24 protein-coding genes are annotated in these 20,982 nt (G+C 70.6%); 8 read left to right on the top strand and 16 right to left on the bottom strand.

Annotated features, from left to right (window positions below):
* Positions 1 to 283: 283 nt before the first annotated feature.
* The 3 genes from AB0H86_RS34275 to AB0H86_RS34265 all read left to right on the top strand — a co-directional run bounded on the left by AB0H86_RS34275 (position 284) and on the right by AB0H86_RS34265 (position 4,154).
* A complete protein-coding gene (locus tag AB0H86_RS34275) occupies positions 284 to 1,096 on the top strand; it encodes a class I SAM-dependent methyltransferase (protein ID WP_362447904.1) in 813 nt (270 codons plus the stop codon).
* 206 nt (positions 1,097 to 1,302) lie between these two features.
* A complete protein-coding gene (locus AB0H86_RS34270) occupies positions 1,303 to 2,382 on the top strand; it encodes an NlpC/P60 family protein (RefSeq protein ID WP_362447901.1) in 1,080 nt (359 codons plus the stop codon).
* A 251-nt stretch (positions 2,383 to 2,633) separates the two neighbouring features.
* The gene (locus tag AB0H86_RS34265) at positions 2,634 to 4,154 is read left to right on the top strand and encodes a fused response regulator/phosphatase (protein ID WP_362447898.1); all 1,521 of its coding nucleotides are present in this window, start codon (positions 2,634 to 2,636) and stop codon (positions 4,152 to 4,154) included.
* Between the two features lie 60 nt (positions 4,155 to 4,214).
* Here the strand turns inward: AB0H86_RS34265 and AB0H86_RS34260 are convergent, their stop codons facing one another.
* The 6 genes from AB0H86_RS34260 to AB0H86_RS34235 all read right to left on the bottom strand — a co-directional run bounded on the left by AB0H86_RS34260 (position 4,215) and on the right by AB0H86_RS34235 (position 7,388).
* A complete protein-coding gene (locus AB0H86_RS34260) occupies positions 4,215 to 4,550 on the bottom strand; it encodes a DUF2516 family protein (protein WP_362447895.1) in 336 nt (111 codons plus the stop codon).
* 130 nt (positions 4,551 to 4,680) lie between these two features.
* Complete coding sequence (locus AB0H86_RS34255; RefSeq protein ID WP_362447892.1) at positions 4,681 to 5,463, bottom strand: hypothetical protein; 783 nt, start codon at positions 5,461 to 5,463, stop codon at positions 4,681 to 4,683.
* A 77-nt stretch (positions 5,464 to 5,540) separates the two neighbouring features.
* Positions 5,541 to 6,107: a helix-turn-helix transcriptional regulator gene (locus tag AB0H86_RS34250; RefSeq protein ID WP_362447889.1), complete on the bottom strand. Its 567-nt coding sequence runs from the start codon at positions 6,105 to 6,107 to the stop codon at positions 5,541 to 5,543.
* 449 nt (positions 6,108 to 6,556) lie between these two features.
* Positions 6,557 to 6,688: a hypothetical protein gene (locus AB0H86_RS34245; RefSeq protein WP_362447886.1), complete on the bottom strand. Its 132-nt coding sequence runs from the start codon at positions 6,686 to 6,688 to the stop codon at positions 6,557 to 6,559.
* 62 nt (positions 6,689 to 6,750) lie between these two features.
* Positions 6,751 to 7,170 carry a PIN domain-containing protein gene (locus AB0H86_RS34240; protein ID WP_263210236.1) on the bottom strand — a complete coding sequence of 140 codons (420 nt, stop codon included), beginning with the start codon at positions 7,168 to 7,170 and terminating at the stop codon, positions 6,751 to 6,753.
* Complete coding sequence (locus tag AB0H86_RS34235) at positions 7,167 to 7,388, bottom strand: type II toxin-antitoxin system VapB family antitoxin (RefSeq protein WP_362447883.1); 222 nt, start codon at positions 7,386 to 7,388, stop codon at positions 7,167 to 7,169. The genes AB0H86_RS34240 and AB0H86_RS34235 overlap by 4 nt, the downstream gene beginning before the upstream one ends.
* Positions 7,389 to 7,440: 52 nt before the next feature.
* On the opposite strand from AB0H86_RS34235, the gene AB0H86_RS34230 reads away from it, so the two are divergent.
* Positions 7,441 to 7,656 (top strand): Clp protease N-terminal domain-containing protein, encoded by a 216-nt coding sequence (locus AB0H86_RS34230; protein WP_362447880.1) that lies wholly within the window; start codon positions 7,441 to 7,443, stop codon positions 7,654 to 7,656.
* Positions 7,657 to 7,723: 67 nt separating this feature from the next.
* Positions 7,724 to 8,200, top strand: a complete 477-nt coding sequence (locus AB0H86_RS34225) for a DUF4265 domain-containing protein (protein ID WP_362447877.1) — start codon at positions 7,724 to 7,726, stop codon at positions 8,198 to 8,200.
* Here the strand turns inward: AB0H86_RS34225 and AB0H86_RS34220 are convergent.
* Positions 8,158 to 8,283, bottom strand: a complete 126-nt coding sequence (locus tag AB0H86_RS34220; protein WP_362447874.1) for a hypothetical protein — start codon at positions 8,281 to 8,283, stop codon at positions 8,158 to 8,160. The genes AB0H86_RS34225 and AB0H86_RS34220 overlap by 43 nt on opposite strands.
* A gap of 206 nt (positions 8,284 to 8,489) precedes the next feature.
* Between AB0H86_RS34220 and AB0H86_RS34215 the strand changes: the two genes are divergently transcribed.
* Entirely contained in the window at positions 8,490 to 9,332 is an 843-nt protein-coding gene (locus AB0H86_RS34215; RefSeq protein ID WP_362447871.1) for a nitroreductase/quinone reductase family protein, read from the top strand.
* 81 nt (positions 9,333 to 9,413) lie between these two features.
* Here AB0H86_RS34215 and AB0H86_RS34210 read toward each other — a convergent pair whose 3' ends face one another.
* The 6 genes from AB0H86_RS34210 to AB0H86_RS34185 form a co-directional block, all read right to left on the bottom strand.
* On the bottom strand, positions 9,414 to 11,501 hold the full coding sequence (locus AB0H86_RS34210; protein WP_362447868.1) for an AAA family ATPase: 2,088 nt from the start codon (positions 11,499 to 11,501) through the stop codon (positions 9,414 to 9,416).
* Between the two features lie 55 nt (positions 11,502 to 11,556).
* On the bottom strand, positions 11,557 to 12,162 hold the full coding sequence (locus tag AB0H86_RS34205; RefSeq protein WP_362447865.1) for a TetR family transcriptional regulator: 606 nt from the start codon (positions 12,160 to 12,162) through the stop codon (positions 11,557 to 11,559).
* Between the two features lie 40 nt (positions 12,163 to 12,202).
* Positions 12,203 to 14,320, bottom strand: a complete 2,118-nt coding sequence (locus AB0H86_RS34200; protein WP_362447862.1) for an aminoglycoside phosphotransferase family protein — start codon at positions 14,318 to 14,320, stop codon at positions 12,203 to 12,205.
* A gap of 363 nt (positions 14,321 to 14,683) precedes the next feature.
* Positions 14,684 to 14,821: a hypothetical protein gene (locus tag AB0H86_RS34195; protein ID WP_362447860.1), complete on the bottom strand. Its 138-nt coding sequence runs from the start codon at positions 14,819 to 14,821 to the stop codon at positions 14,684 to 14,686.
* A gap of 78 nt (positions 14,822 to 14,899) precedes the next feature.
* A complete protein-coding gene (locus AB0H86_RS34190; RefSeq protein WP_362447858.1) occupies positions 14,900 to 15,652 on the bottom strand; it encodes an HAD family hydrolase in 753 nt (250 codons plus the stop codon).
* Positions 15,652 to 16,536 (bottom strand): GntR family transcriptional regulator, encoded by an 885-nt coding sequence (locus AB0H86_RS34185; RefSeq protein WP_362447855.1) that lies wholly within the window; start codon positions 16,534 to 16,536, stop codon positions 15,652 to 15,654. Before AB0H86_RS34185 ends, AB0H86_RS34190 begins: the two co-directional genes overlap by 1 nt.
* A 170-nt stretch (positions 16,537 to 16,706) precedes the next feature.
* Here AB0H86_RS34185 and AB0H86_RS34180 point away from each other — a divergent pair, with 170 nt between their 5' ends.
* Positions 16,707 to 16,895: a hypothetical protein gene (locus AB0H86_RS34180; RefSeq protein WP_362447852.1), complete on the top strand. Its 189-nt coding sequence runs from the start codon at positions 16,707 to 16,709 to the stop codon at positions 16,893 to 16,895.
* Between the two features lie 45 nt (positions 16,896 to 16,940).
* On the opposite strand, the gene AB0H86_RS34175 is transcribed toward AB0H86_RS34180, so the two are convergent.
* On the bottom strand, positions 16,941 to 17,858 hold the full coding sequence (locus AB0H86_RS34175; RefSeq protein WP_362447850.1) for a GntR family transcriptional regulator: 918 nt from the start codon (positions 17,856 to 17,858) through the stop codon (positions 16,941 to 16,943).
* 174 nt (positions 17,859 to 18,032) lie between these two features.
* Between AB0H86_RS34175 and AB0H86_RS34170 the strand changes: the two genes are divergently transcribed.
* The gene (locus AB0H86_RS34170) at positions 18,033 to 18,218 is read left to right on the top strand and encodes a hypothetical protein (protein WP_362447847.1); all 186 of its coding nucleotides are present in this window, start codon (positions 18,033 to 18,035) and stop codon (positions 18,216 to 18,218) included.
* Positions 18,219 to 18,392: 174 nt separating this feature from the next.
* Here AB0H86_RS34170 and AB0H86_RS34165 read toward each other — a convergent pair whose 3' ends face one another.
* Both AB0H86_RS34165 and AB0H86_RS34160 read right to left on the bottom strand, forming a co-directional pair.
* Positions 18,393 to 19,646 (bottom strand): GNAT family N-acetyltransferase, encoded by a 1,254-nt coding sequence (locus tag AB0H86_RS34165; RefSeq protein ID WP_362447844.1) that lies wholly within the window; start codon positions 19,644 to 19,646, stop codon positions 18,393 to 18,395.
* 319 nt (positions 19,647 to 19,965) lie between these two features.
* Positions 19,966 to 20,961, bottom strand: a complete 996-nt coding sequence (locus AB0H86_RS34160; RefSeq protein WP_362447841.1) for an asparaginase — start codon at positions 20,959 to 20,961, stop codon at positions 19,966 to 19,968.
* Positions 20,962 to 20,982: the final 21 nt, after the last annotated feature.

Genomic DNA, 20,982 nt, shown 5'->3' with positions numbered 1-20,982 from the left:
CCTAGCTGCGGACATGCCGGACGGAGGGTGCGAAGCGCCTCCTAGGTCGGCAACACCGGATTGAGGCGTTCCCATTCCGGACGGGAGGGTCTTTGCCGAGTTATTACCGGTGATCGCTCAACTGTTCTAGGACGGGATGCGTGGGCCCCAGGCGGGATGCGTAGGCCTTTCGCGGATATGTGGGCCCCTTCGGGCCGGACCGAGTGATCCCCCAGACCCGCGGACCCAGCGCCCAGGCAAGTGGGCCGAGTGCCCGGGCAAGCGGCCGCATACCCTCATCCCCATGACATCCCGCGCAGCGACCCGCCCCGTGGGCGCGGTCACCCGTGGGACCACCCATCCCAATCGGCTCCGCCGTATGGACCGCTGGATCGCGGCGACGCACGGGGCCGAGCTGCGCCGCGCCGTCGACCCCGTGGCCGTCGACCTCGGCTACGGCGCCGCCCCCTGGACGGCCGTCGAACTCCTCACCCGTCTGCGCACGGCGGCGCCACGCGCGCGCGTGGTCGGCGTCGAGATCGAACCGGCGCGGGTCGCGGCGGCGCGACCGTACGAACGGGACGGGCTGGTCTTCCGGCACGGCGGCTTCGAGATCCCGGTTTCCGGGCGGCCGCTGCTCATCCGGGCCGCCAACGTACTGCGCCAGTACGACGAGGGTGAGGTCGCCGCCGTATGGGAGCGGCTGTGCGCCCGCCTCGCCCCGGCCGCCGGGCACTCCCCCGGCGGGCTGCTCGTCGAGGGGACCTGCGACGAGATCGGGCGCCGTCACGTGTGGGTGGCGCTCGGTCCGCGGGGGCCGCGCACGGTCACCTTCGCGACCCGGCTGGGTTCGCTGGAGCGCCCCTCGGACCTCGCGGAACGGCTGCCGAAGGCGCTCATCCACCGCAACGTCCCCGGCGAACCGGTGCACGCCTTCCTGCGTGACTTCGACCGCGCCTGGGCGGCCGCCGCGCCCTACGCCTCCTACGGCGCCCGCCAGCGTTGGATGCGGGCGGTGCGGGACCTCACGGCCGACTGGCCGGTGACGGACGGGCCGACGCGGTGGCGGCAGGGTGAAGTGACGGTTTCCTGGGAGGCGTTGGCGCCGCGCACCTGACCCGGTCGGCTTCCCCGGCGTGCCGGGAACGATCTCCGCGAGTCGTTCGTCACACAGGCGGGGAGATCGTCTACGGGGGACGAGAAGGGGGAAGGACTGGCCCTGTCGACGTGCGCGACGGGCCTCTGTCGTTTTGCACGCATACGTGGCACGATCCCCAGGCGTCCGTAAGTTACTGACGGTAAATCAGTTTTGGGGGCAGGCGTATGGGAACGGGCAAGCGCGGACTGATCACAGCGGCAGTGACCGTCGTCTGCGCGATCACCGTACTGGCGGCGCCGGGCACGGCCTTCGCGGCTCCGACTCCCACACCGTCCCCGACCACGACCCCCTCCGCAACGGCTCCGCCCGACAAGGACCTTGAGGCCGTACGCGAGAAACTGGACGACCTCTATCACGACGCGGCGGTCGCCACGGACGCGTACAACGACGCCGAGGAGAAGGCCGAGAAGCAGTCGGCCGAGATCGTCGCGCTGGCCAAGAGGATCGTCGAGGGCGAGAAGAAGCTGGACCGGCTGAAGGACCGCGCGGGTGCCGCGGCCCGCGCCCAGTACCGCGTCGGCGGGCTGCCGGACGAGGCGCGGTTGATGCTCAGCGACGACCCTCAGGAATTCCTCGACGGTGCGGGCCGGGTGATCCAGGGCGAGCGCGCGGCCAAGGGCCTGATCGGGGAAATGACCCGCACCCAGCAGGACTTGGAGCAGTACGCCAAGGACGCGTCCGCCCAGTGGAAGAAGCTGGAGGCGGGCCGCAAGGCCAAGGCGGCGGCCAAGAAGGAGATCAAGAAGCAGATCGCGGCGGCCCAGAAGCTCGAGTCCCAGCTGGCGAAGAAGGAGAAGGCCCGCCTCGCCGAGCTGGAGAAGGAGGCCGCGCTCAAGGCACAGACCGCCTGGCTCGACTCCGGCATCCTCGACGAGATCAAGGGCGATGCCTCCGCCCAGGGCAGGAAGGCGGTGGAGTTCGCCACGGCCCAGATGGGCAAACCGTACGAATGGGGCGCCGAGGGCCCGGGCACGTACGACTGCTCCGGACTGACCTCACAGGCCTGGGCGAGCGCCGGCAGCGCGATCCCGCGCACCTCGCAGCAGCAGTGGCAGCAGTTGAAGCACGTGGCCGTCAAGGACATGCGCCCCGGAGACCTCATCATCTACTTCGCCGACGCCAGCCATGTCGCGATGTACGTGGGCGACGGCGCGATCGTGCACGCCCCGCGACCGGGGCGGACGGTGACCATCGCCGGCGCGGGGACGATGCCGATACTCGGGGTGGTGCGGCCCGGCGCCTGAGCATGCGCGGGTGACACGGGCCACGTGAGCTGGCCCACTTCAAACCTGTCGCCGACGTGACGTTCGTCATCCCGGCGCGGCAGCCGACCTGTCCAACTGCGGTACGGATCGCGGCATATGACAGCGGCCGGCGTTCGGACAGCGTGCCGTGCGCCATTCCGTTGCGGCGCCGACTACCGCTATGGTCCCCGTCGGTAGGTCGAGGCCCCTCGCCCTGCCACGCCCTCGGGGGGCGGGAAGGAACCGAGACGATGCCCGTACCCGTACCGCGGCAGAGAGCGATCCCGGCCGTGGAGAGTGGTCAGGCGCAGGCCGCGTCCTCAGGCACCGGCCCTTCGAAGGAAGGGGCCCCGCGCGAGCCGGCCCCGGCCGGGAGCACGGCGGCCGAGCCCACCGGCCGCACCACTGCCGCAACCGCCACAGCCATGACCGGCCCGGATGGCTCCGCCGGCACAGCCGACCCTGCCGACCCCAGCGGCACGACTGGCTCCACCGGCGCTGCAAGCACGGCAAGCACTGCAAGCGCCACTGTCACCACCAGCAGCACCAGCCCCACCAGCCCCACCACCAGCAACTCCACCGGTGTCCTCGCCCCCACCGGCACCAACCTCACCCTGCTGGTGATCGAGGACGACCCCGGCGGCTCCACGGGCATGCCCGAGTTGCTGGACTCGGCCGGCCGGCCGATCCGTGTGCGCACCGCCCGCAACCTCACCGAGGCGGCGCGGCTGCTCACCGACGACGTCCACTGCATCCTGCTGGACCTCGCGCTGCCCGCCGCCCGCCGGGCCGAGGGCGACGACGAGCTCGCCGTACTCCGGCAGGTGCTGGAGCTCGCGCCCCGGCACGCCGTCCTCGCGCTCACCGCGTCCGGTGACGCCGAGCGTGGCGCCGAGGCGGTGCGTGTGGGCGCCCAGGACTATCTGTTCCGGGACGAGCTGGACGGTCGGCTGCTGAGCCGGGCGATCCGGTACGCGGTGGAACGAAAACGTTCCGACAGGGCCGAGCGACGGCTCGCCGAGGGCCGGATGCGCGCCCAGGAGAACCGCCGACTGGAACGCGGCCTGCTGCCCACGCCCCTCCTGGAGGGCTCCTCGCTCCGCTTCGCCGCCCGCTACCGGCCGGGCCGTTCGCGCGCCCTGCTCGGCGGCGACTTCTACGACACCGTCCGCACCCCGGACGGCACGGTCCACGCGATGATCGGCGACGTCTGCGGGCACGGCCCGGACGAGGCGGCGCTCGGCGTGGAGCTGCGTATCGCCTGGCGGGCGCTGACGCTGGCGGGCCTGTGCGGCGACCAGCTGCTGGGCACGCTCCAGCAGGTCCTGGAGCATGAGCGTTCCGACGACGAGATCTTCGCGACGCTGTGCACGGTGGACATCGCCCCCGACGGCCGCCGCGCGGGCCTGTGCCTCGCCGGCCATCCGGCCCCGCTGATCGCCCGCCCCGGCCGGCCCGCCCGACTGCTCCCGTACGAGAACAACGGCCCCGCCCTCGGCCTGCTCCCCGGCGCCCGCTGGCCCCGGACGCAGGTGGAGCTGGGTGCCGAGTGGAGCCTGATGCTCTACACCGACGGTCTGATCGAGGGCCATGTCGGCCAGGGCCGGGAGCGGCTCGGCGAGGACGGCATGGTGGAGATGGTCCGCCGTCAGCTCTCCGCGGGGTTGCGCGGGGAGGAGTTGCTGCGGGCCACGGTGAACGAGGCGCGCGATCTCAACGGCGGCGAGCTGACCGATGACGTGGCGGTGCTGTTGCTGGACCGGACGGCCTGAGCGGAGAACCGCCGTCGCGGTGCTGCCGTACGCCGCGCTCCGCCGCCCCTTCGGGACGCTTCAGCGGCCGCCGTTGTAAGGGCCGTACGGACCGTCGCTACTGGAGCCACCGCGTCGGCTGCGGCCCCCGCCGGGCAGACCACGCAGGGCCGGTCGTACGTCGACCATGTACACGATCGTCGCGACGAGGCCGATGATCGGCAGGAACGACAGGATGTTGAAGATCAGGTTCACCACGAACGCGAGCCCGAGGACGATCAGCCAGAAGGGCTTGGTCTTCTTGTCGGCCGCGCGGTAGGCGTCCTCGCGGCGCGTGGCGGCGTCGAACAGCGCGAAGCCGCTGAAAAGGATCAGGGCGACGCTCAGCAGCCACATGAACCCTGCGAAACCCTGCATCAGCACTACGTCCACCACCAGACTCGGCTTGTCATCACGCGGTCACCGTACCCGTTCCCGGAATCCCGCTACCCGGAGAACGGGCCGGGCACTCCAGGAGTGCCCGGCCCGTGACCCGTACCGCGGTGCCTCACTTGGCGGGCGGCGTGGTCTTCTTGGCGGTGGGGGAAGGGGTGGGGGTGGTGGTCTTGCGGGCCGGGGCCTTCTTCGCCTCCGGCTTCTTCGCCGGTGCGGGCACGGTCTTGGCCTCGCCGGGCTTCGGCACGGTCTTGACCACGGCGGGCTTCGGCTCGGCCTTCACCGCGGCGGACGCGGGCTTCGAGTCGGCCTTGACCGCGGCGGACGCGGGCTTCGGCTGGGCCTTGACCGCGGCGGGCGCCGGCTTCGGCTGGGCGCTCGGCTCGGTGTTCGGCTCGACGGCGATCGCCAGGTCCTCGATCTCGTCGGCTGCCTCGCCGCGCCAGGTCCGCACGGTCTGCTCGCCGTGCTCGGCGACCTTCTCGTAGGTCTCGCGGGCCTTGACGGCGTACTCGGCGGCGACGCCGACACCGCGCAGGGCGAAGTCCTGGGCGCTCTCGCCGAGCTTCTTCAGGTCGGCGTCGAGGGTGCTGCCGAGCTTCTTCAGGTCACCGTCGAGGGTGCCGATGAACTCGCCGACCCTGGCCTGGATGCTCTCCTGCGCCTCCTTGGCCTTGGCGCTGGCCTCCTTGGCACGCGCCTGGGCCTTCTCCTGGACGGTCTTGGGGTCGGTGTTACGCACGGCCTCGATCCGCGCAGGAGCCTCGGCGCGCAGCTGCTCGACCAGACCGGGCACCTTCTTGGCCTGCTGAAGAGCCAGGTCGGCGGTGCCGGCGGCGAAGTAGAGCGGGGTCGGGTCGCTGAGGGTCTTGCGCAGGTCGTCGGTGATGGCCATGGTGATGGTCCTCCCGGATTCGCGTTCGGCTGAGGGTTTTGTGGTCCGCAGTCAGGCGGCCGGCGCCCTGGTCCGGCTCAACTGGCCGTCTGCTGCGGGTCGGCGTCGCTGACGCCAGTCCTGCGGGTACGACGGGGGTACTCGCGTCCGTCCGCCGTGCGGGTCTCTCGTACGACGGGGGCACCGTCCTGGGTGCCCAGGACACCGTCGCTCGGAGCATCGTCACCGGGAGCGTCGGCGTGGGCGGGTTCATCCGCCCAGTCGCCCTTGTCCTCGTAGCCCGCTTCGTCGATCCCGAACCCGTTCTCCTTGCGGAAGGACTCGTAGATCTGGAGCAGCACCTGCTTCTGCCGCTCGTTCAGCGTGGGATCGGCGAGGAGGACCGCACGCGTCTCCACCTCGTCCCGGTCCCGCTCGGCGTCGAGGATGCCGGCCCGCACGTACAGCGTCTCGGCGGAGATCCGCAGGGCCTTGGCGACCTGCTGCAACACCTCCGCGCTCGGCTTGCGCAGCCCGCGCTCGATCTGGCTCAGATACGGATTGGACACCCCGGCGGCGTCGGCGAGCTGCCTGAGCGACAGCTGCGCGTTGCGCCGCTGCTCACGCAGATAGTCACCGAGGTTGCCGACGTTGAGAGATGCCATGCCTCCACCCTGCACCACTCGCGCTAACTATTGCAAGCATCTGCTTGCAATAGTGCGCCACGCCACGCCGAGGTCCACCCGAGTGCCCCAATCCCACCCACCGACGCCCCTCCCCCAGACTCCCCCGCCGCCCCCTGTTCCACCCCTGTTCCACCCCTGCGGCACCCCGGCACCCCGGCACCCCGGCACCCCGGCACCCCGGCACCCCGGCACCCCGGCACCCCGGCACCCCGGCACCCGGTGATACGTCCGTCTCGGCGATCGTGCTCCTCCCGGCTCACCCCACAACCGGGCCGCCCGGCCGACCAGCTCCCCACCCTGCGCCTGGCCCTCCAACGCGCACTACGGCGGACCTGACGCGAGTCCCTGACGGTCACGGCGCCGGCCGGCGCGGACTTCGCCGGGATCAAAGCGCTCCTGGACCGGGGAGAGGAGGAAGGCTGGTGGCACTACGAAGTCGGCTGCGCCACCGACGAGTGGCGGAACGCCTGACCGATGTCCATGACCCGCTTGTTCTCGAGTTCGCTCGGGGAGCGGTAGACCAGATCCCGCCGATCTTCATGATCGGTCGGGATCGTCATCTACGCATCGGTGCTGAAGGCGGGGATCCGGTGTACTCGCGCGTCCACGACGACCGAGGATGCTAGAGACCTGGAGCGTTGCGCACATTCCGCTCGCTGACGTCGGGCAGGAAGCGGGCCACGGTGACGAAATCAGCGTCGTCGTGCAGGACAACCAGTCCATGGTGCACGGCGGTGGCGCAGATCATCAGGTCGAGCGGCCCGGCCGCACCGAGGGCCCCCTTCTCGGCGAGCGCGTACTGGGCTGTGTCGACCCAGTCCCACAACCTCTTCGGGAGAGGTACGTCAGGGTACAGATCCGTAAACATCTCCCCCATGGCCTCGTACTCCACTGCGTTGCGCGCTGAGCGCCGGAACTCGGCCCGCTGGGCAGCGCACGACCCGATGGCCCTGAGGGTGGTGGTCTCCAGCCACGCGTCCCTCAGCTGCTCCTCGCGCAGGAGGCGCCACAGACCCGAGGAGTCGAGCAGGTAGTGGATCACGCGCCACCCTGCTTGTCCTCGACGCGGCGCTGCTGCCAGCCCTCGTAGTCCCACTGCTGGGCGGCGTGGAAGTGCCTGGCTACGAGCGCGGCCCGCTCATGGCGTTCGGCGTACTCGCGAAGGGCGGCATTGACCACGTCTTTCTTGGTGCCACCACCGGCGACACGCATGGCCTTCTCCAGCGCATCGTCATCAAGGTCGATCGTCGTCACGCTCATACTGGACTCCTTTATTCAAGGGCAATATCCAGTATATGTATCCGCGGTGTGCATGCCTGCTCCGGACCACCGGCACATTCCACCCCCTCGCCTGGCCCCCTACTCCCGCAAGGCCATCGGCATCGCCGAGGAACGGTCTGAGCGGAAGGGCTCCGCCCGCATCGAATGCGAAGACCTGCTGATCGGCCTGGCCCAGGTCGGCCGGGGAGTGGCCGCCACCGTCCTCACCGACGTCGGCTTCGACCCGGCAACCCTCGACGCCACGTAAGACGCACCCACGAATCCCGTCCCCCTGACGCGAGGCGGCCACTGACCGTCGGCGCATCATGGCCGTCATGGAGAACGCGGTCGAGAAGGTCAAGGTCTGGTTCCGGTTCGTTCCGCGCGAGGGATGGCTTCCCCAGGACACCGAGGGGCTCTGGGCGGCGAGACTCGGCGATGACCTGGCCCGCGTCCAGAACGTCCCCTTCCTCCAGGACGGGGTCGCCGAGGGTGACGTCGTGCGGTACCGGACCGGCTCCGACGGGCTCCACTGGGCTGTCGAGCGGGTCAGTGCCTCGGGGAACTGCACGATCCGCGTGGTTCCGGTTCCTACCGGGCCCCTGGGAGGCAGCGCCCAGGAGGTGCATCAGCGCCTGGCCGTGTTCGGGCTGGGCGGTGAGGTCTTCAGCACGGACTTCCCGATGGTCGCGGTCACGGCGCCGGCCGGCGCGGACTTCGCCGGGATCAAAGCGCTCCTGGACCGGGGAGAGGAGGAGGGCTGGTGGCACTACGAAGTCGGCTGTGCCACCGACGAGTGGCGGAACGCCTGACCGATGTCCATGACCCGCTCGCGGCCCAGCAGGTCGGCCAGGGTGGTCGTGGGGATGTCCAGAAACTCCGTGGCTTCGATCACGACGAGGACGCTACCGTGGGCCCATGACTGCCGGGTCGGCCTTGTGCCGTGAGCGAGTTGGGTGCCCGGCCTCTGAGTGAGGCCGATGGGGGTCCCCCCGCTCGAGCGAATTCGAGAGTGGGGGAGGGCCAGGAGCCCGCCTCTTTCTCTGCGCCGCCTTCGACGTTCCGAAGACTCCAGCGACAGAGAAAGAGAAAGAAGAGAGAGTGCCCAACCCTTTCAATGATCAGATCATCGAAGAGTTCCGCGTCAACAAGGGCCGTATGGGCGGCCCCTTCGAGGGCGCCCGGCTGATCCTCCTCACCACCACCGGCGCCCGCACCGGCACCCCGCACACCGCTCCCGTCGGCTACCTCCCCGACGGCGGTGACCGCATCCTCGTCATCGCCTCGGCGGGCGGTGCGCCCCGGCATCCCGACTGGTACCGCAACCTCCTCGCACACCCCGAAGTCACCGTGGAGAGCGGCGCGTTCACGTACCAGGCGCGGGCCGAGGCACTCACCGGCGAGGAGCGGGACCAGGCCTTCGCGCGGGCCGTGGAAGCGGAGCCGGGCTGGGCGGCGTACCAGGAGAAGACGGACCGGGTGATCCCGGTGGTCGCCCTGTACGAGATCGCCCGGGGTGGACCGCCGAACATCAACGCCGGCTCCTTCGGCGAGGCGATCAAGGTCGTGCACGACGCCTTCCGCCGCGAACTCACCCAGATCCGCAAGGAGATGAGCTCCGGTACGTCCACGCTCGGCGCCCAACTCAGGGTGAACTGCCTGACGTTCTGCCAGGGCCTGCACAACCACCACACCGGCGAGGACCTCGGCATGTTCCCGCTCATCGCCGACCGCCACCCGAAGGCCGCCCCCGCGCTCGCCCGCCTGCGCGAGGAACACGAGCGGATCGCGGCCCTCGCCGAGGACCTGCGCCGCGCGGTGACCGCCGAGGACACGGACCGGGACACGGCCCGCGCGGAGGTGGAGCGCCTCACGGCGGAGCTTGAGGCCCATCTGACGTACGAGGAACAGCAGTTGATCCCGCTCCTCGAGGCCACCAGCTGACGGAGCCGCGTCTCACGGGCGGTCGTCGCCCAGGAACTGCCCCCGGGACCTGTCCCCTGGACCTGTCCCCCTGGACCCGTCCTAGAACGGCAACGGCCGCCCGTGCACCACGTCCAACCGCGACACCGCCCGCGTCAGCACCACGTACAGCCGATGCAGCCCCCGTTGCTCCGCCTCCGCGATCGCGGCCGGCTCCACGGCGACGACATGGTCGTACTCAAGGCCCTTCACCAGGCTCGCCGGGACGACGCTCAGCCGGGCGCCCAACTCCTGCGGCCCCGCCGTCGCGATCCCGGCCGCGTCGAGCGCGGCGCGCACCCGGTCCACGTCCGCGTCCGCCGCGACGACCCCGACCGACCCCTCGCACGCCAGCGCGTCCCGTGTGGCGTCCACGACCACGTCGAGCAGTCCGTCCGCGGCCGCCTCCCGGATCCGCAACTCCCCGTCCCCGCGCAGCGATCGCCCCGCCGGGACGTCCACCTCCAGCCTCTCCAACAGCCGGTTCGCCAGCGTCACGACGGCCTGAGGCACCCGGAACCCGATGGTCAGCGGCACCACGGCCGCGTCCGGTTTCCCGAGGTGCCGCAGCACCGTGCCCCAGGACCGCGCCGCCCAGGGCGTGGTCCCCTGCGCCAGGTCGCCGAGGACGGTGAGCGACCCGAAGGCGGCCCGGCGGGCGATCGCCCGGCACTCCATCGGGGAGAGGTCCTGTGCCTCGTCGACGACGAGATGGCCGTACCCCTCCGGATGCTCGACGAGACCGCCGACCTCGTCCAGAAGGACCAGGTCGGCGGCCGACCAGCGTGCCGACTTCCACGACCGCGGCGGCTTCGCCCACAGCAGCGCCCGCTGCTCGTCGGCGTCCAGCAGTCCGTCCGCCGCCGCCCCCAACACCGCCCCGTCGGTGAGGAGTTCGGCCACCACCTCCTCCGCCCGCACCCGCGGCCATACGGCGTCCACGTACGCCCCGACCGCCCGCGACCGTGAGATCTTCTGCAGCCAGGCGTTGCTCCGCGGCCCCGCCCGCCGCTCCGCCTGCGCCTGCACGCACCGCACGACCCGGCTGCGCACCCGCTCCCGCCCGACCGCGTACGGCGGTTCCTCGGCGCGTACGCCACGCAGGATCCGCGCGAGTTCGCCACCGGGCACCCGCCACCGATATGTCCCGTCGGGCACGCCGAGGGCCCCGCCAGAACCTTCCCCACCCTCCGCGCCCCCCGACACCCGCGCGTACAGCGCCCGCCGCAGCACCTCCGCCATCCGGGCGTCGTGCTTGACGACGGCGGTCCGCTCGTCGTCGACTCCGGTGATCCGGTGCTGTCGTGCGATCTCCTCCTGGAGGGTCGACTGCCGTACGCCGGTCTCGCCGAGCGCCGGCAGCACCTCCGCGATGTAGGAGAGGAAGGTCCGGTTGGGTCCGAGGATGAGCAGTCCGCCGCGGCGGATGCGCTGCGGGTGGGTGTAGAGCAGGTAGGCGGCCCGGTGCAGTCCGACGGCGGTCTTCCCGGTGCCCGGGGCGCCCTGCACGCACACCGAGACGGGCAGGTCCCCTCGTACGAGATCGTCCTGCTCGGGTTGGATGGTCGCGGCGATGTCCCGCATGGGGCCGACCCGGGGCCGCTCGATCTCCCGGGCGACGATGCCGCTGGCCCGCGACTCTCCCCGGCCGAGGTGCTCGTCCTCCAGCCCGGTCAGGTCGGCGCAGTCGCCCCGGCTGCCGGGCGCCCAGCCGAACCGCCGGCGCACCGCGACGCCCTGTGCCTCATGGGCGCTCGCCTGGTAGAAGGCGCGGGCGACGGGCGCCCGCCAGTCGACGACGAGGGGCGGCACGGCCGGGTGCTCGCTGATCCGAAGGCGCCCGATGTGGTATCGCTGCCCGGAGTGGTCCCCCGCGCTCCCGCCGAAGTCCAGCCGCCCGAAGAACAGGGGCCCTTCGGGCAGTTCCCGCAGTTCCTTGGCCTGGCTGCGCAGGCGGTACCCGAGAACCTCGGCGTCGGCCCCGGAGGCGGAGACGTCCACACCGGTGACGACGTGTTCCTGGGCCCCGTCGACCATGGCGGCGAGGGCGGCGCGGCAACGGTCGTGGTGGCCGCGTTCCTGACGGAGGGAGGCGCGGAGAGTGTCCTGGGTGTCCTGAGTGTCCTGGAGAGCGGGGTCGGGTGACGTCATTCCACCGAGCGTACCGGAATACCGTAACCGAGTTACATTATTTACTCAGTCTCATTCACGCGAGATGGGGCAACCCGACCGCCAGTTGCCCGAAGGCCCGCTCGGCGGCGGCCACCGCGTCCGCCCGTACGTCCGCCACCTGCTCCCCCTCGGCGATCCGTCGCCAGTTGTCCAGCGCGAGGATGCGCCGGACGGCGATGATCTGTCCGGCGGCGAGCCGTGCCTCCAGCCCCCCGCCGAGCGCCTCGGCGAGCGCGGCCTCGGACCGCTCCTGGTACGCGTACACACGAGCCGCCAGCGCGGGAGTCCCGTACAGCAGCGTGTGGAAGGCGAGTACCCGCGGATCGTCGTTGAGCCCGGTGACGGGATCGCACCGCTCCAGCCCGTCCAGGAAATGCCGCCGCAGCGCGCCGAGGGGCGCGGCCTCACCGGCGACGACCCGCGCCGCCTCCTCCTCGTGATCGGCGATCCGGTGCAGGACGAGGTCCTCCTTGGCCGGGAAGTACCGGAACAGGGTCGGCTTGGAGATCTCGGCCGCGGCGGCGACCTCCGCGACGGACACCGCGTCGAACCCCTTCTCCAGGAAGAGCCCGATCGCGACCTCCGACACCACCTCGTACATCCGCCGCTTCTTGCGCTCACGCAGACCGGTCTCGCTCATGGGGTGAGCGTAACCACTGCCGACCTGGAGACCTGGTCCCCTACGCCAGAGCCCGGGCCAGATAGGGGTTCGCCGTAGAGCGGGCCGGCAGACCGAGCGAGCCCCTCGCGGCCGCCAGGGTCATCGCGTACGAGTCCACGGCCCGGCGGACGTTGGGGGCATCCAGGCTCGCCCCGGTCACCAGCCGGTCGAGGTCGACGTAGGCGGACCGGACGATCTCGATCCAGCGGTACACGCCCCAGTCCTTGCGCCAGTCACACGTGTACTCGGGCTGCAGCTTCTTCTCCCAGCGGCGGAACATGCGCTCCCGGATCTCCGGCCGGGTGGGCGTGAGATGCATGTGCCGGACCAGGTCGTAGAGCGGATCCCCGACCAGGGCCATCTCCCAGTCGATGATGGTCAGGGCCAAGGGGTCGTCACGGCGTACGAGGTTCCACGGGTTCAGGTCGCCGTGCAGCAGGGCCGGCCTCCGGTGGCTCACCTCGTGGCGGGACAGGATCCGTCGCAGACCGTCCGCGTCGGGCAACCCGAGGAGCCTCGCCAGGTGCTGCGACTCCTTCGGCAGCTCCCGAACCAGCGAGACGAGGCTGGCCCGCAGCCACTGATGGAAGCCGCCCTCACCGGCTGCCGGGTCGACCTGCTTGTACTTCACCTCCGTCAGCGCACAGAGCTGGTCGACGAGCCCGTCCGCCTCGTGCGGCAGCAGTCCGTGTACCGGATGGTTGGGGAGCTTGTCGATGGCGCGGGGCCCGACGTACGTGTGGATGGCGAAGAGGTCGTTGGGGTAGCTCTCGCCCAGCGCCAGCGCTCTCGGCGCCGCCACGGCGATGTCGGCCTGCTCGATGGCCCGCAGGACGGCGTGCTCGCTGAGGAAACTGCGTTCCCGACGGCAGACGTCGGGCAGCCTTCGCCGCACGACCACGGGAAAGGAGATGCTCGGCACCTGGACCACGGTGTTGAGATGCGCGGTCCCCTTGAAGACCCGGCCCGCCGGGGCGGCCCCCTCCGCCACCAGAGCCTCTCGCACGGCGGAGGCGGGAAAGTCCGGATGCTCGGGCAGACGCCGGTCCGGCTGCCACCGGAAGGTCTGCGCGAGCCGTCCCTGCCCCTCGTAGGAGCGGCCGCTCCTGGAGGTCAGCCAGCGGAACAGGGCCCGCTCGATCTCGCTCTTGCCCGGCAGCTTCTTGAGCCGCAGCGGCTCCTCCGCCGCTTCCAGGGCGCGGCGCACTTCCGCCGTCGCCTCGTCCAGGCTCTTCCGGGTGCTGGCCTGCTCCAGCGACTGCGCGGCCCGCATCACGTCCGGATAGACGGACTGGGCCCGTTCGAAGGCGAGGTAATGGCGCAGGTCCCTGGTCAGGCCGTTGACGGCGGCGGGACGCGTACGCTGCATGGCCCCCGCCCACGCCTCGATCACCTCGTCCCACTGGTGGGTCGGATACCGCATGCGCACCAGGTGCGTCGCGAGATCGTGCAGGGGATCGCCGTAGGTCGCCAGTTCCCAGTCGACGCAGATGAGGGGCGGGTCACCGGCGTAGGACATGATCAGGTTGTCACGGTGCAGGTCCGCGTGGAGCAGGCTGTACGGCCTCCGGGACATCACGGGGACCCGCTCGGCCAGCCGCACCAGGGCGTCCCCGGGAATCCCGAGCGCCGCGAACAACCCACCGAACGCATCCCAGTTGGGGCGTCTGATCTGCCGGTCCGCGAAGTACGCCAGGGTGCGCAGGAAGCCCTGGCTGTCCATGTCGTTGCTGGGCCAGACGGACGGCAGCGGCGGCAGCGCCCCGCGCCGGACCTGGGCCATCTGGGCGAGCAGCTCGGCCAGTGCCCCGATGAGCAGGGTGTCGACGGGTTTGCCGTTCCCGCAGACGGTGGAGAGGGGCACGCCCTCCACATAGCTGTGGAGGGCGAAGTGGTCCCCCTCGGCGAGGCACTCCGGCACGTGGGGCAGGATCCCCTTGATGGCGTTGAGGATCTCCGCCTCGTTCTGCCAGGTCCTGATCACCACGGGCAAGGCCTCGGTCCGCCGGACCCGCACGGTGACGGACGTACCGGGCGCGCGCCCGAGCAGTCCCGCCATCGGTTCGCTCAGCTGCGACACATAGTTCTGGTTGTGGTGCCCACTGGTGGACTGGCCTTGCGCGACGGCCCTCAACATGAACGCCCGATGCGCTGCCTCGGGTGTGGCGCGCTCCCCGGCGGAGGGACGGGGAACTGGACGTGCGCCCACTGGCCGCTCCGGGTACGAGAAGGGGGAAGCTACGGCAACGTTAAGCACAGGGTTGGGGGAAGCGCTCGACAGAGTGGCGCTCGCGTGGCTCCAACGGGTGGTTTGCCACTTTCTGCATGAGAGGTGTTCGAGGTTGGCCTTGTAGGCCCTTCCATACGAACGAAGGCGAGCGATTGCTCAGTCGGTGCGGGCATGCTACAGCAAGCCGACAGAGCCCCACTTGACCCGCTCAGGTGTCGCCGAAACCTGTCGCGGCCCTGTCGCAGCACTGTCGCGGCACCAGGACCCGTCCTACTCGGACAACAACTCCCAGACCGATTTGAACCACTTCTCCATGCTGTCCACGAAGACCGTGCCGGGCGAGTTCGGCTCGGCGTCCTTCACGTAGTGGGTGAGGGTGGCGCCCAGGCCCAGCACGTCGAGCGCCATGACCTCTTCGTCGCAAGTGCGAGCGCGCCGCGGCGGCCTCGCCGTCGGGGCGGCCGTGGTGTTCGCGCTGCTGATGACTCAGGCCTGAGCGCGCGTCATCCTGAGCACCGGCTCCAGCGAGGAGACGGTCACCGTGGCACCCGCGTCCCGCAGCAGCTTCTCCTTGCGCTCGTTACGCGCGTAGCCCAGAAACGGGACCCCCGCCGCCTTCGCGGCGTACAGGTCCGAGGGGGTGTCGCCGATCATCAGGGCGTCCGAGGGGGCCGAACCCATCGCGTTCAGGGCGCGGTTGAGGCAGTGCGGGTCCGGCTTGAGGTGGTTGAGCTGTTGGGTTCGGCCGTAGATGTGGGGCGCGAAACAGGAGGTGAGGTCGCGGCTTTCCAGGTAAGTGCGGACCACCTGCGGGGAGTTGTTCGTGGCGATCGCCAGCCGACGCCCCACCGCCTTCCATGTGCGGATCAGCGGGTCGGCGTACGGCGTGGGCATCGCCGAGATCGTGGCCCGCAGTTCCTCCTGGGTGAGACGTTCCTCCAACTCGTCGACCAGGTCACTGCCGGGGTGTCTGCGGTCCAGGGCGCGCAGGACGATGTGCGGGTCCAGGGACCTGCGTTCCTCGTCCGTCAGCAGGCCGTGCAGGCCACGCCCCTCGAGCCAGTCGACCAGGTCGTCCGCCACCTTGTCCGCCGCGTGGCCGGCGAACAGGCGGCAGATCGGGCCGTCGAAGTCCCAGAGCACGACACGCGCGCGGGTGATCAGGTCGCGCACCGCCTCGGTCTCCGCTGCCACGGTCTCCGCTGCCACGGGTTCAGTCTGCGTCGTATCAGAAGTCACTAGGAGAGTGTCAGGTCCGTCGTGATGGTTTCCCAGAGGGCGTCGAACCACTTCTCTGATTCCTCCACGAAGGAGGCGTCCCGCTGACCTGTCCGCTTCTCGAAGGAGAAGAGGAGGGATTCGGTGCCCAGCACGTCGTACATGTCCATGGTTCCGCTGTCGGAGGCCTCCTCCCGGCGCGTGATCATGTAGTACGCGATCAGCGCCTCCTCCCCGTTCAGGAGGTACAGCTTCACCGGTGGGGTGAAGGGCAGCGCGCGGAATCTGACCCGGACGTCGATGCCGTGGGAGGAGCGCAGGGCGCGGAGGTTGTGCTTGAGGACGTGGCCCTGGGCGTTGCGTTGGGCCAGCCAGCGCTCGTGGACCGGGTCGTCGTCCTCGCCGCGGCCCTCCACCGGGACGGGGAACGCGAGAGGGATCTCGCGGGAGGGCAGCAGGATGCGGACGTCGATCGACTCGGGGCGGATTTTGCCTTCGTGGATCAGACGGATTGGCGCTCCCAGGGCCAGCATCAGGGACTCGGCGGTGAGACAGGCCGCGTCCACGCGGACGTGCGGTGCCGCGAACGCCTCCGTCAGGCGGGGCGCGAGGCCCACCATCGTCGGCTGCGGCTGCTCCCCCACCGCCCGGGCCGGTTCCGCGATGCGGGGCGGGCTGCCCTTGCTGACGTTGCTGAGGAGGCCGAGGTCCTGGAGGGCGCGCAGAGCTTGGCGGACGGTGCCGCGTTCCACGCCGAACTCCTCGGCGAGTTCGGCCTGGGTGGGCAGGCGGTCGCCCGTCTTCAGGTCGCCGGTGCGGATCCGTTCCCGCAGGACATCGGCGATCTCCTGGGGCGAGAGCCTTCTGCTGCCGTTCACTGCCACGTTCTCCTGGGTCACGACCAAACGCTACAACTTAGATCCATCTATGGGGAGTTGTTTGAAAGTTGTTTATAGGTGGGTGCCAAGTGGGGACAACTATCTTAGAGTTGGTTGCCAACTTGGTTCAGTTGGTTAATGCCTCGCCTCCTCTCGCCCGCAAGGTCTCTGCCGGACCACTTGAAGGGGGAACCACCGTGCCTGCAATCGCCCTCCTCGCCGCCGTGTTCGTCGTCGGTGTCGAGCAGACCGTCCAGTGGAAGTACGGCGCCGTCGGCACCGTCGGTCTGCTCCTGCTCACCATAGGTATCAAGGCCAAGAACCCGACCGTCAGCTCCCTCGGAGCCGTGGTCCTCGCACTGCTGGTCGCGGGGCCCGCCCTATGAGTCGACCAGGTCGACGGCACCCCGGTCAGCCCGCTGTGGGAGACATCAGCTCGTGAGCGTCAGCTCCGAACTGATCGTCTCCCACAGTGCGTTGAACCACAGGTGGGACTGCTCCACGAAGGTCGTGTCCCGCAGGCCGGCGCCCTGCTCGAAGGCGAAGAGCATCGACTGGGTGCCCTCGGCGTCGTACGTCTCCAGGTACTCGTGGTCGATCTCCGCCTCATGGCGGCCCAGCGTGTAGTACGCGAACAGCGCCTCCGCCCCGTTGAGCAGGTACAGCTTCACCGGCGGGGTGAAGGGCAGCGCGCGGAAGGTGACGTGCACGTCGATGCCGTGGGTGGCACGCAGCGCCAGCAGGTTGTGCTTCAGCACCTGTCCCTGGGCGTTGCGTTGGGCCAGCCAGCGCTCGTGTACGGGATCGTCGTCCCCGCGCCCCTCGACCGGCACCGGGAAGGCGAGGTCGATGTCCCGGCTCGGCAGCAGGACCCGGACGTCGACCTTGGCCGGATTCAGTCGCCCGGCGTGGATCTCGCGCAGCGGCTCGCCCATGGCGAGGGTGAGGGAGACCGAGGTCAGACACAGGGCGTCGATCTCGACGTGCGGGGCGGCGAAGGCGGCGGCGATCCGCGGCGCGAGGGCCACCGTGGTGGGCAGCGGAGGTGCGGCGGGACCGACCGATGTCCTGGTCAGGCCCGGATCCGGGGCCACGGTCGCCGGGCTCCCCTTGGATACGTTGGTCAGCAACCGCTCCGACTGCAGGATGTGCAGCGCCTGCCGTACGACTCCCCGCTCGACCCCGAACTCGTCGGCCAGCTTGGCCTGGGTGGGCATGCGCTCGCCCGACCGCAGCCGCCCGGACAGGATCCGGGCGCGCAGTTCGTCGGCCACCTCGTGATGTGACGTGTGTGGCCGCTGTGCCCTCTTCCGCCCATTGACGGCGGCGTGTTTCGGGTCCACGACCAAACACTACAACTTCCCGCCATCTTTGAGCACTTCACTGAAGGGTGGTTATGAGACGCATCCAAGTGGAGATAAGTACAGTGAAGTTGGTCGCCAACTTAAGCAACGTGGTCAAACTTTCGAAAGGTTGGCCAGGTGGGCGACCGACAGGGACCACCGTCCCGAAGGGGGACCGACATGCCGCTGATCGCCATAGCCATCGCCGCCCTCGCCGTCGGCTTCGAACAGATCGTCCAGTGGAAGCTGGGCGCGATGGGCATCGTCGCCTTTGTCGCGCTCACCGTTGGGGTCAAGGCCAAGAGCGCCGCGATCGGCGGCATCGGAGCGGTGATCCTCGTGATGCTGCTCGCCCAGTCAGGCTGACCGGGCTCCCTTCCGGAGGGGAGCCGGGAGTCCGGTCGGTCAGCACAGCCACAACTGAACACGGTCGACACCTGGCACAGCCACAACTCAAGACAGTCAGGACCAGCACAGCCACAACTGAAGAGCTCGCTACGGATGCCGAGCAGCAGAACCTGTCGCCGAGTGGAAGGAGCCTCAGAACATGTCCGGGCACCAAGGACGCCTGGACGTACGCAGCAGGGCGTCGGCCGACCGGCCGGCGCCCGCTCGTTCTTCCCGCACCCGCCCCAGCGCCACCAGCCGTACGGCAGACTCGTCACCGAGCCACAGCGCCGCCAGGTCGGCCACGTCTAGGGTGAGGTCTGCGTCGGCGGTCGTCGGCGTACAGGAACCGCCCTCCGAAGACGCCTCCAGCCGGTAGCGGCCGCCGGCCAGCCCGTCCCGGTCGGTCACCTCCAGCACCAGCGATCCCTCCCCCTCGTACGTCCGCGCCTCCAACGCCCGTACGACGTCCAGGAGCCGCACCCACAGCCAGTCCGCCTGCGCGGTGATCCTGGCCGCCCGCGGGTCGGGCAGGAACAACGGGAGCAGGTCGTCGGGGGCCCGCCAGCCGCTCTTGACGTGCGTGATCCAGTCGATCGAGCAGAGGTAGCGCCACAGGGCCCGCTCGGCGGCCGGGGTCGACGCGATCAGCTGTTTCACGGTCGCCGTGTTGTGCGGCTGCTTGTCGTGCCAGTTGTCGTCCGACTCGTACGTGGCCAGCCCCTGCACCTCGCCCTCGGGCGAGCGGTACACGGCGTAGAACGGCTCGGTCCACGTCGGGTCGAACCGTACGACCCCAGTGTGGACCCGCCACCACATCTCGTCGCGGTTGACCGCGCCCGGCTGGATTCGGCGTACCCGCTCGTGGAGTTCGGGGCCCAGCTTGCGGACGTCGTCGCCGTCCACCAGGTCGATACGGCCGCCGTCGTCGGGGACGGGGCGGCGCAGGTCGAGGCCGGTGCGGGGGACGTCGATCGTCCACTCCGTCATCCAGGCGGCGGGGCCGAAGCCGTAGCGGCCGTAGATGGGGTACTCGGCGGCGATCAGGGTCGCGACGACGTCTCCGCGGTCCTTCGCGACGGCGAGGTCCCGGGCCATCATGCGGGTGAGCAGGCCGTGCCGGCGGTGGGTCGGGGTGACGGTGACGCCGGTGACGGCGTCGGCGGGGACGGTCGCGCCGCCGACGGCGGTGAGCTGTTGGTCGAAGGACCGGAATGTCGCGACGCACCGGCCGCCGTCGAACGCGCCGAGGAAGCGGCCGGGTTCGAACTGGGTGCGGCGGGCTTCGAGGTCGCTGTCCGGGACGGTGGGGGCGCGCAGGAACCCGGTGTTCACGGCGCGCAGCCAGTCGGCGAGTTCGGGTTCGGTGACGGGGCGTATGTCGATGTCGGGGTGCGGGCGGGTCATGGGGCCACGTTAGGTCGGCGGGGCGGGGTGTCGCGGGGGGTTTTTCCCTTCGCCCCCGCCGCCCCTACCCGTCCCATCCCCAGGGGCGTCGCCCCTTCGACCCCACCGGGGGGCTCCGCTCCGGACCCCGGCGGGGACTGCGTCCCCTGCACCCCTCGCGGGGCTCTGCCCCTGGACCCTGGGGGCTGCCCCTTCGCACCCCTGGCGGGGGTGCCGTCCCGAAAGCCGTCAGGGGCCTCCAAGTTCCCTTCGAGGCGTCGCCCCTGACCCCCGGCCGAGACCACGGACCACGGACCACGGACCACGGATCACGCACCCCTCAGAACGCCGCCCGGATCTCCCCCACCTCCGCCGCTCCCCCCAGCAGCGGTGCCCGCCCGATTCGTTCGACGACCGGGGACTTGACGCCCATGAGGGTGAGGGCGCGGGCCAGTACGGGGCCCAGGGCTCGGAGGCCGCCGTCCTCCACCTTGAAGGCGAGGGCGCGGCCGTCCGGGAGCGCGACCGCCTGGACGGCCTCCGCGCCCATCTTCGACAGGGTGCCGGGGACCTCGCGCATCAGCCAGGTGTCGGGGCGGCGAGTGCCGGCGACGTACTCGGGGTGGGCGCGCATGGCGGTGGCGACGCGGTGTTCGGGGGTGTTCGGGGCGGCGAGGGCGAAGGAGCGGTAGGCGCGGGCCAGGCCGGTGAGAGTGATCGCCATCAGGGGCGCGCCGCAGCCGTCCGTGCCCACGGCGGCCACCCGCTCGCCCGCCGCCTCCTCCACACCCCTGTGGATAAGCTGCTGGAGGGGGTGAGCCGGGTCCAGGTAGGAGTCCAGCGGCCACTCCCGCAGCGCGCACGCCGCCAGCATCGCCGTGTGCTTGCCGGAGCAGTTCATGGTCACGCGGGCGCGGACCGCGCCCGACGCCAGATACGTCTCCCGTTCCTCCGCGTCCAGCGGAAGGTCGGGCGGGCACTGGAGGAGCCCCTCGTCCAGCCCGTACTCGTCCAGCATCTTGTGGACCAGGTCACGGTGGAAGGGCTCGCCGGAGTGGCTGGCCGCGGCCAGTGCGAGGCGTTCGCCCGCCAGGTCCAGGCCCGCCCGCAGCACGCCCGCCGCCTGCATCGGCTTGTTGGAGGAGCGCGGGAAGACCGGGACCGTCACATCCCCGAGGGCCCATTCCACACCCCCGCCGGCATCCAGCAGGACCAGACTGCCCCGGTGCCGTCCTTCGACGAACCCGGAGCGGACGACCTCCGCGAGAACGGGCGGTACGGACGGCACCGGCGGCGGAACAGCGGCGGACGCGGAGTTGGCGGCGGACGCGGACATCGGCGGTGGCCTTCCGGAGAG

Origin of the sequence: Streptomyces sp. NPDC050997, assembly GCF_040660135.1 — a bacterium.
Classification (GTDB): Bacteria; Actinomycetota; Actinomycetes; order Streptomycetales; family Streptomycetaceae; genus Streptomyces.
The sequence above is the reverse complement of the archived record's forward strand: the minus strand, read 5'-3'. Positions and strand labels throughout refer to the sequence as shown.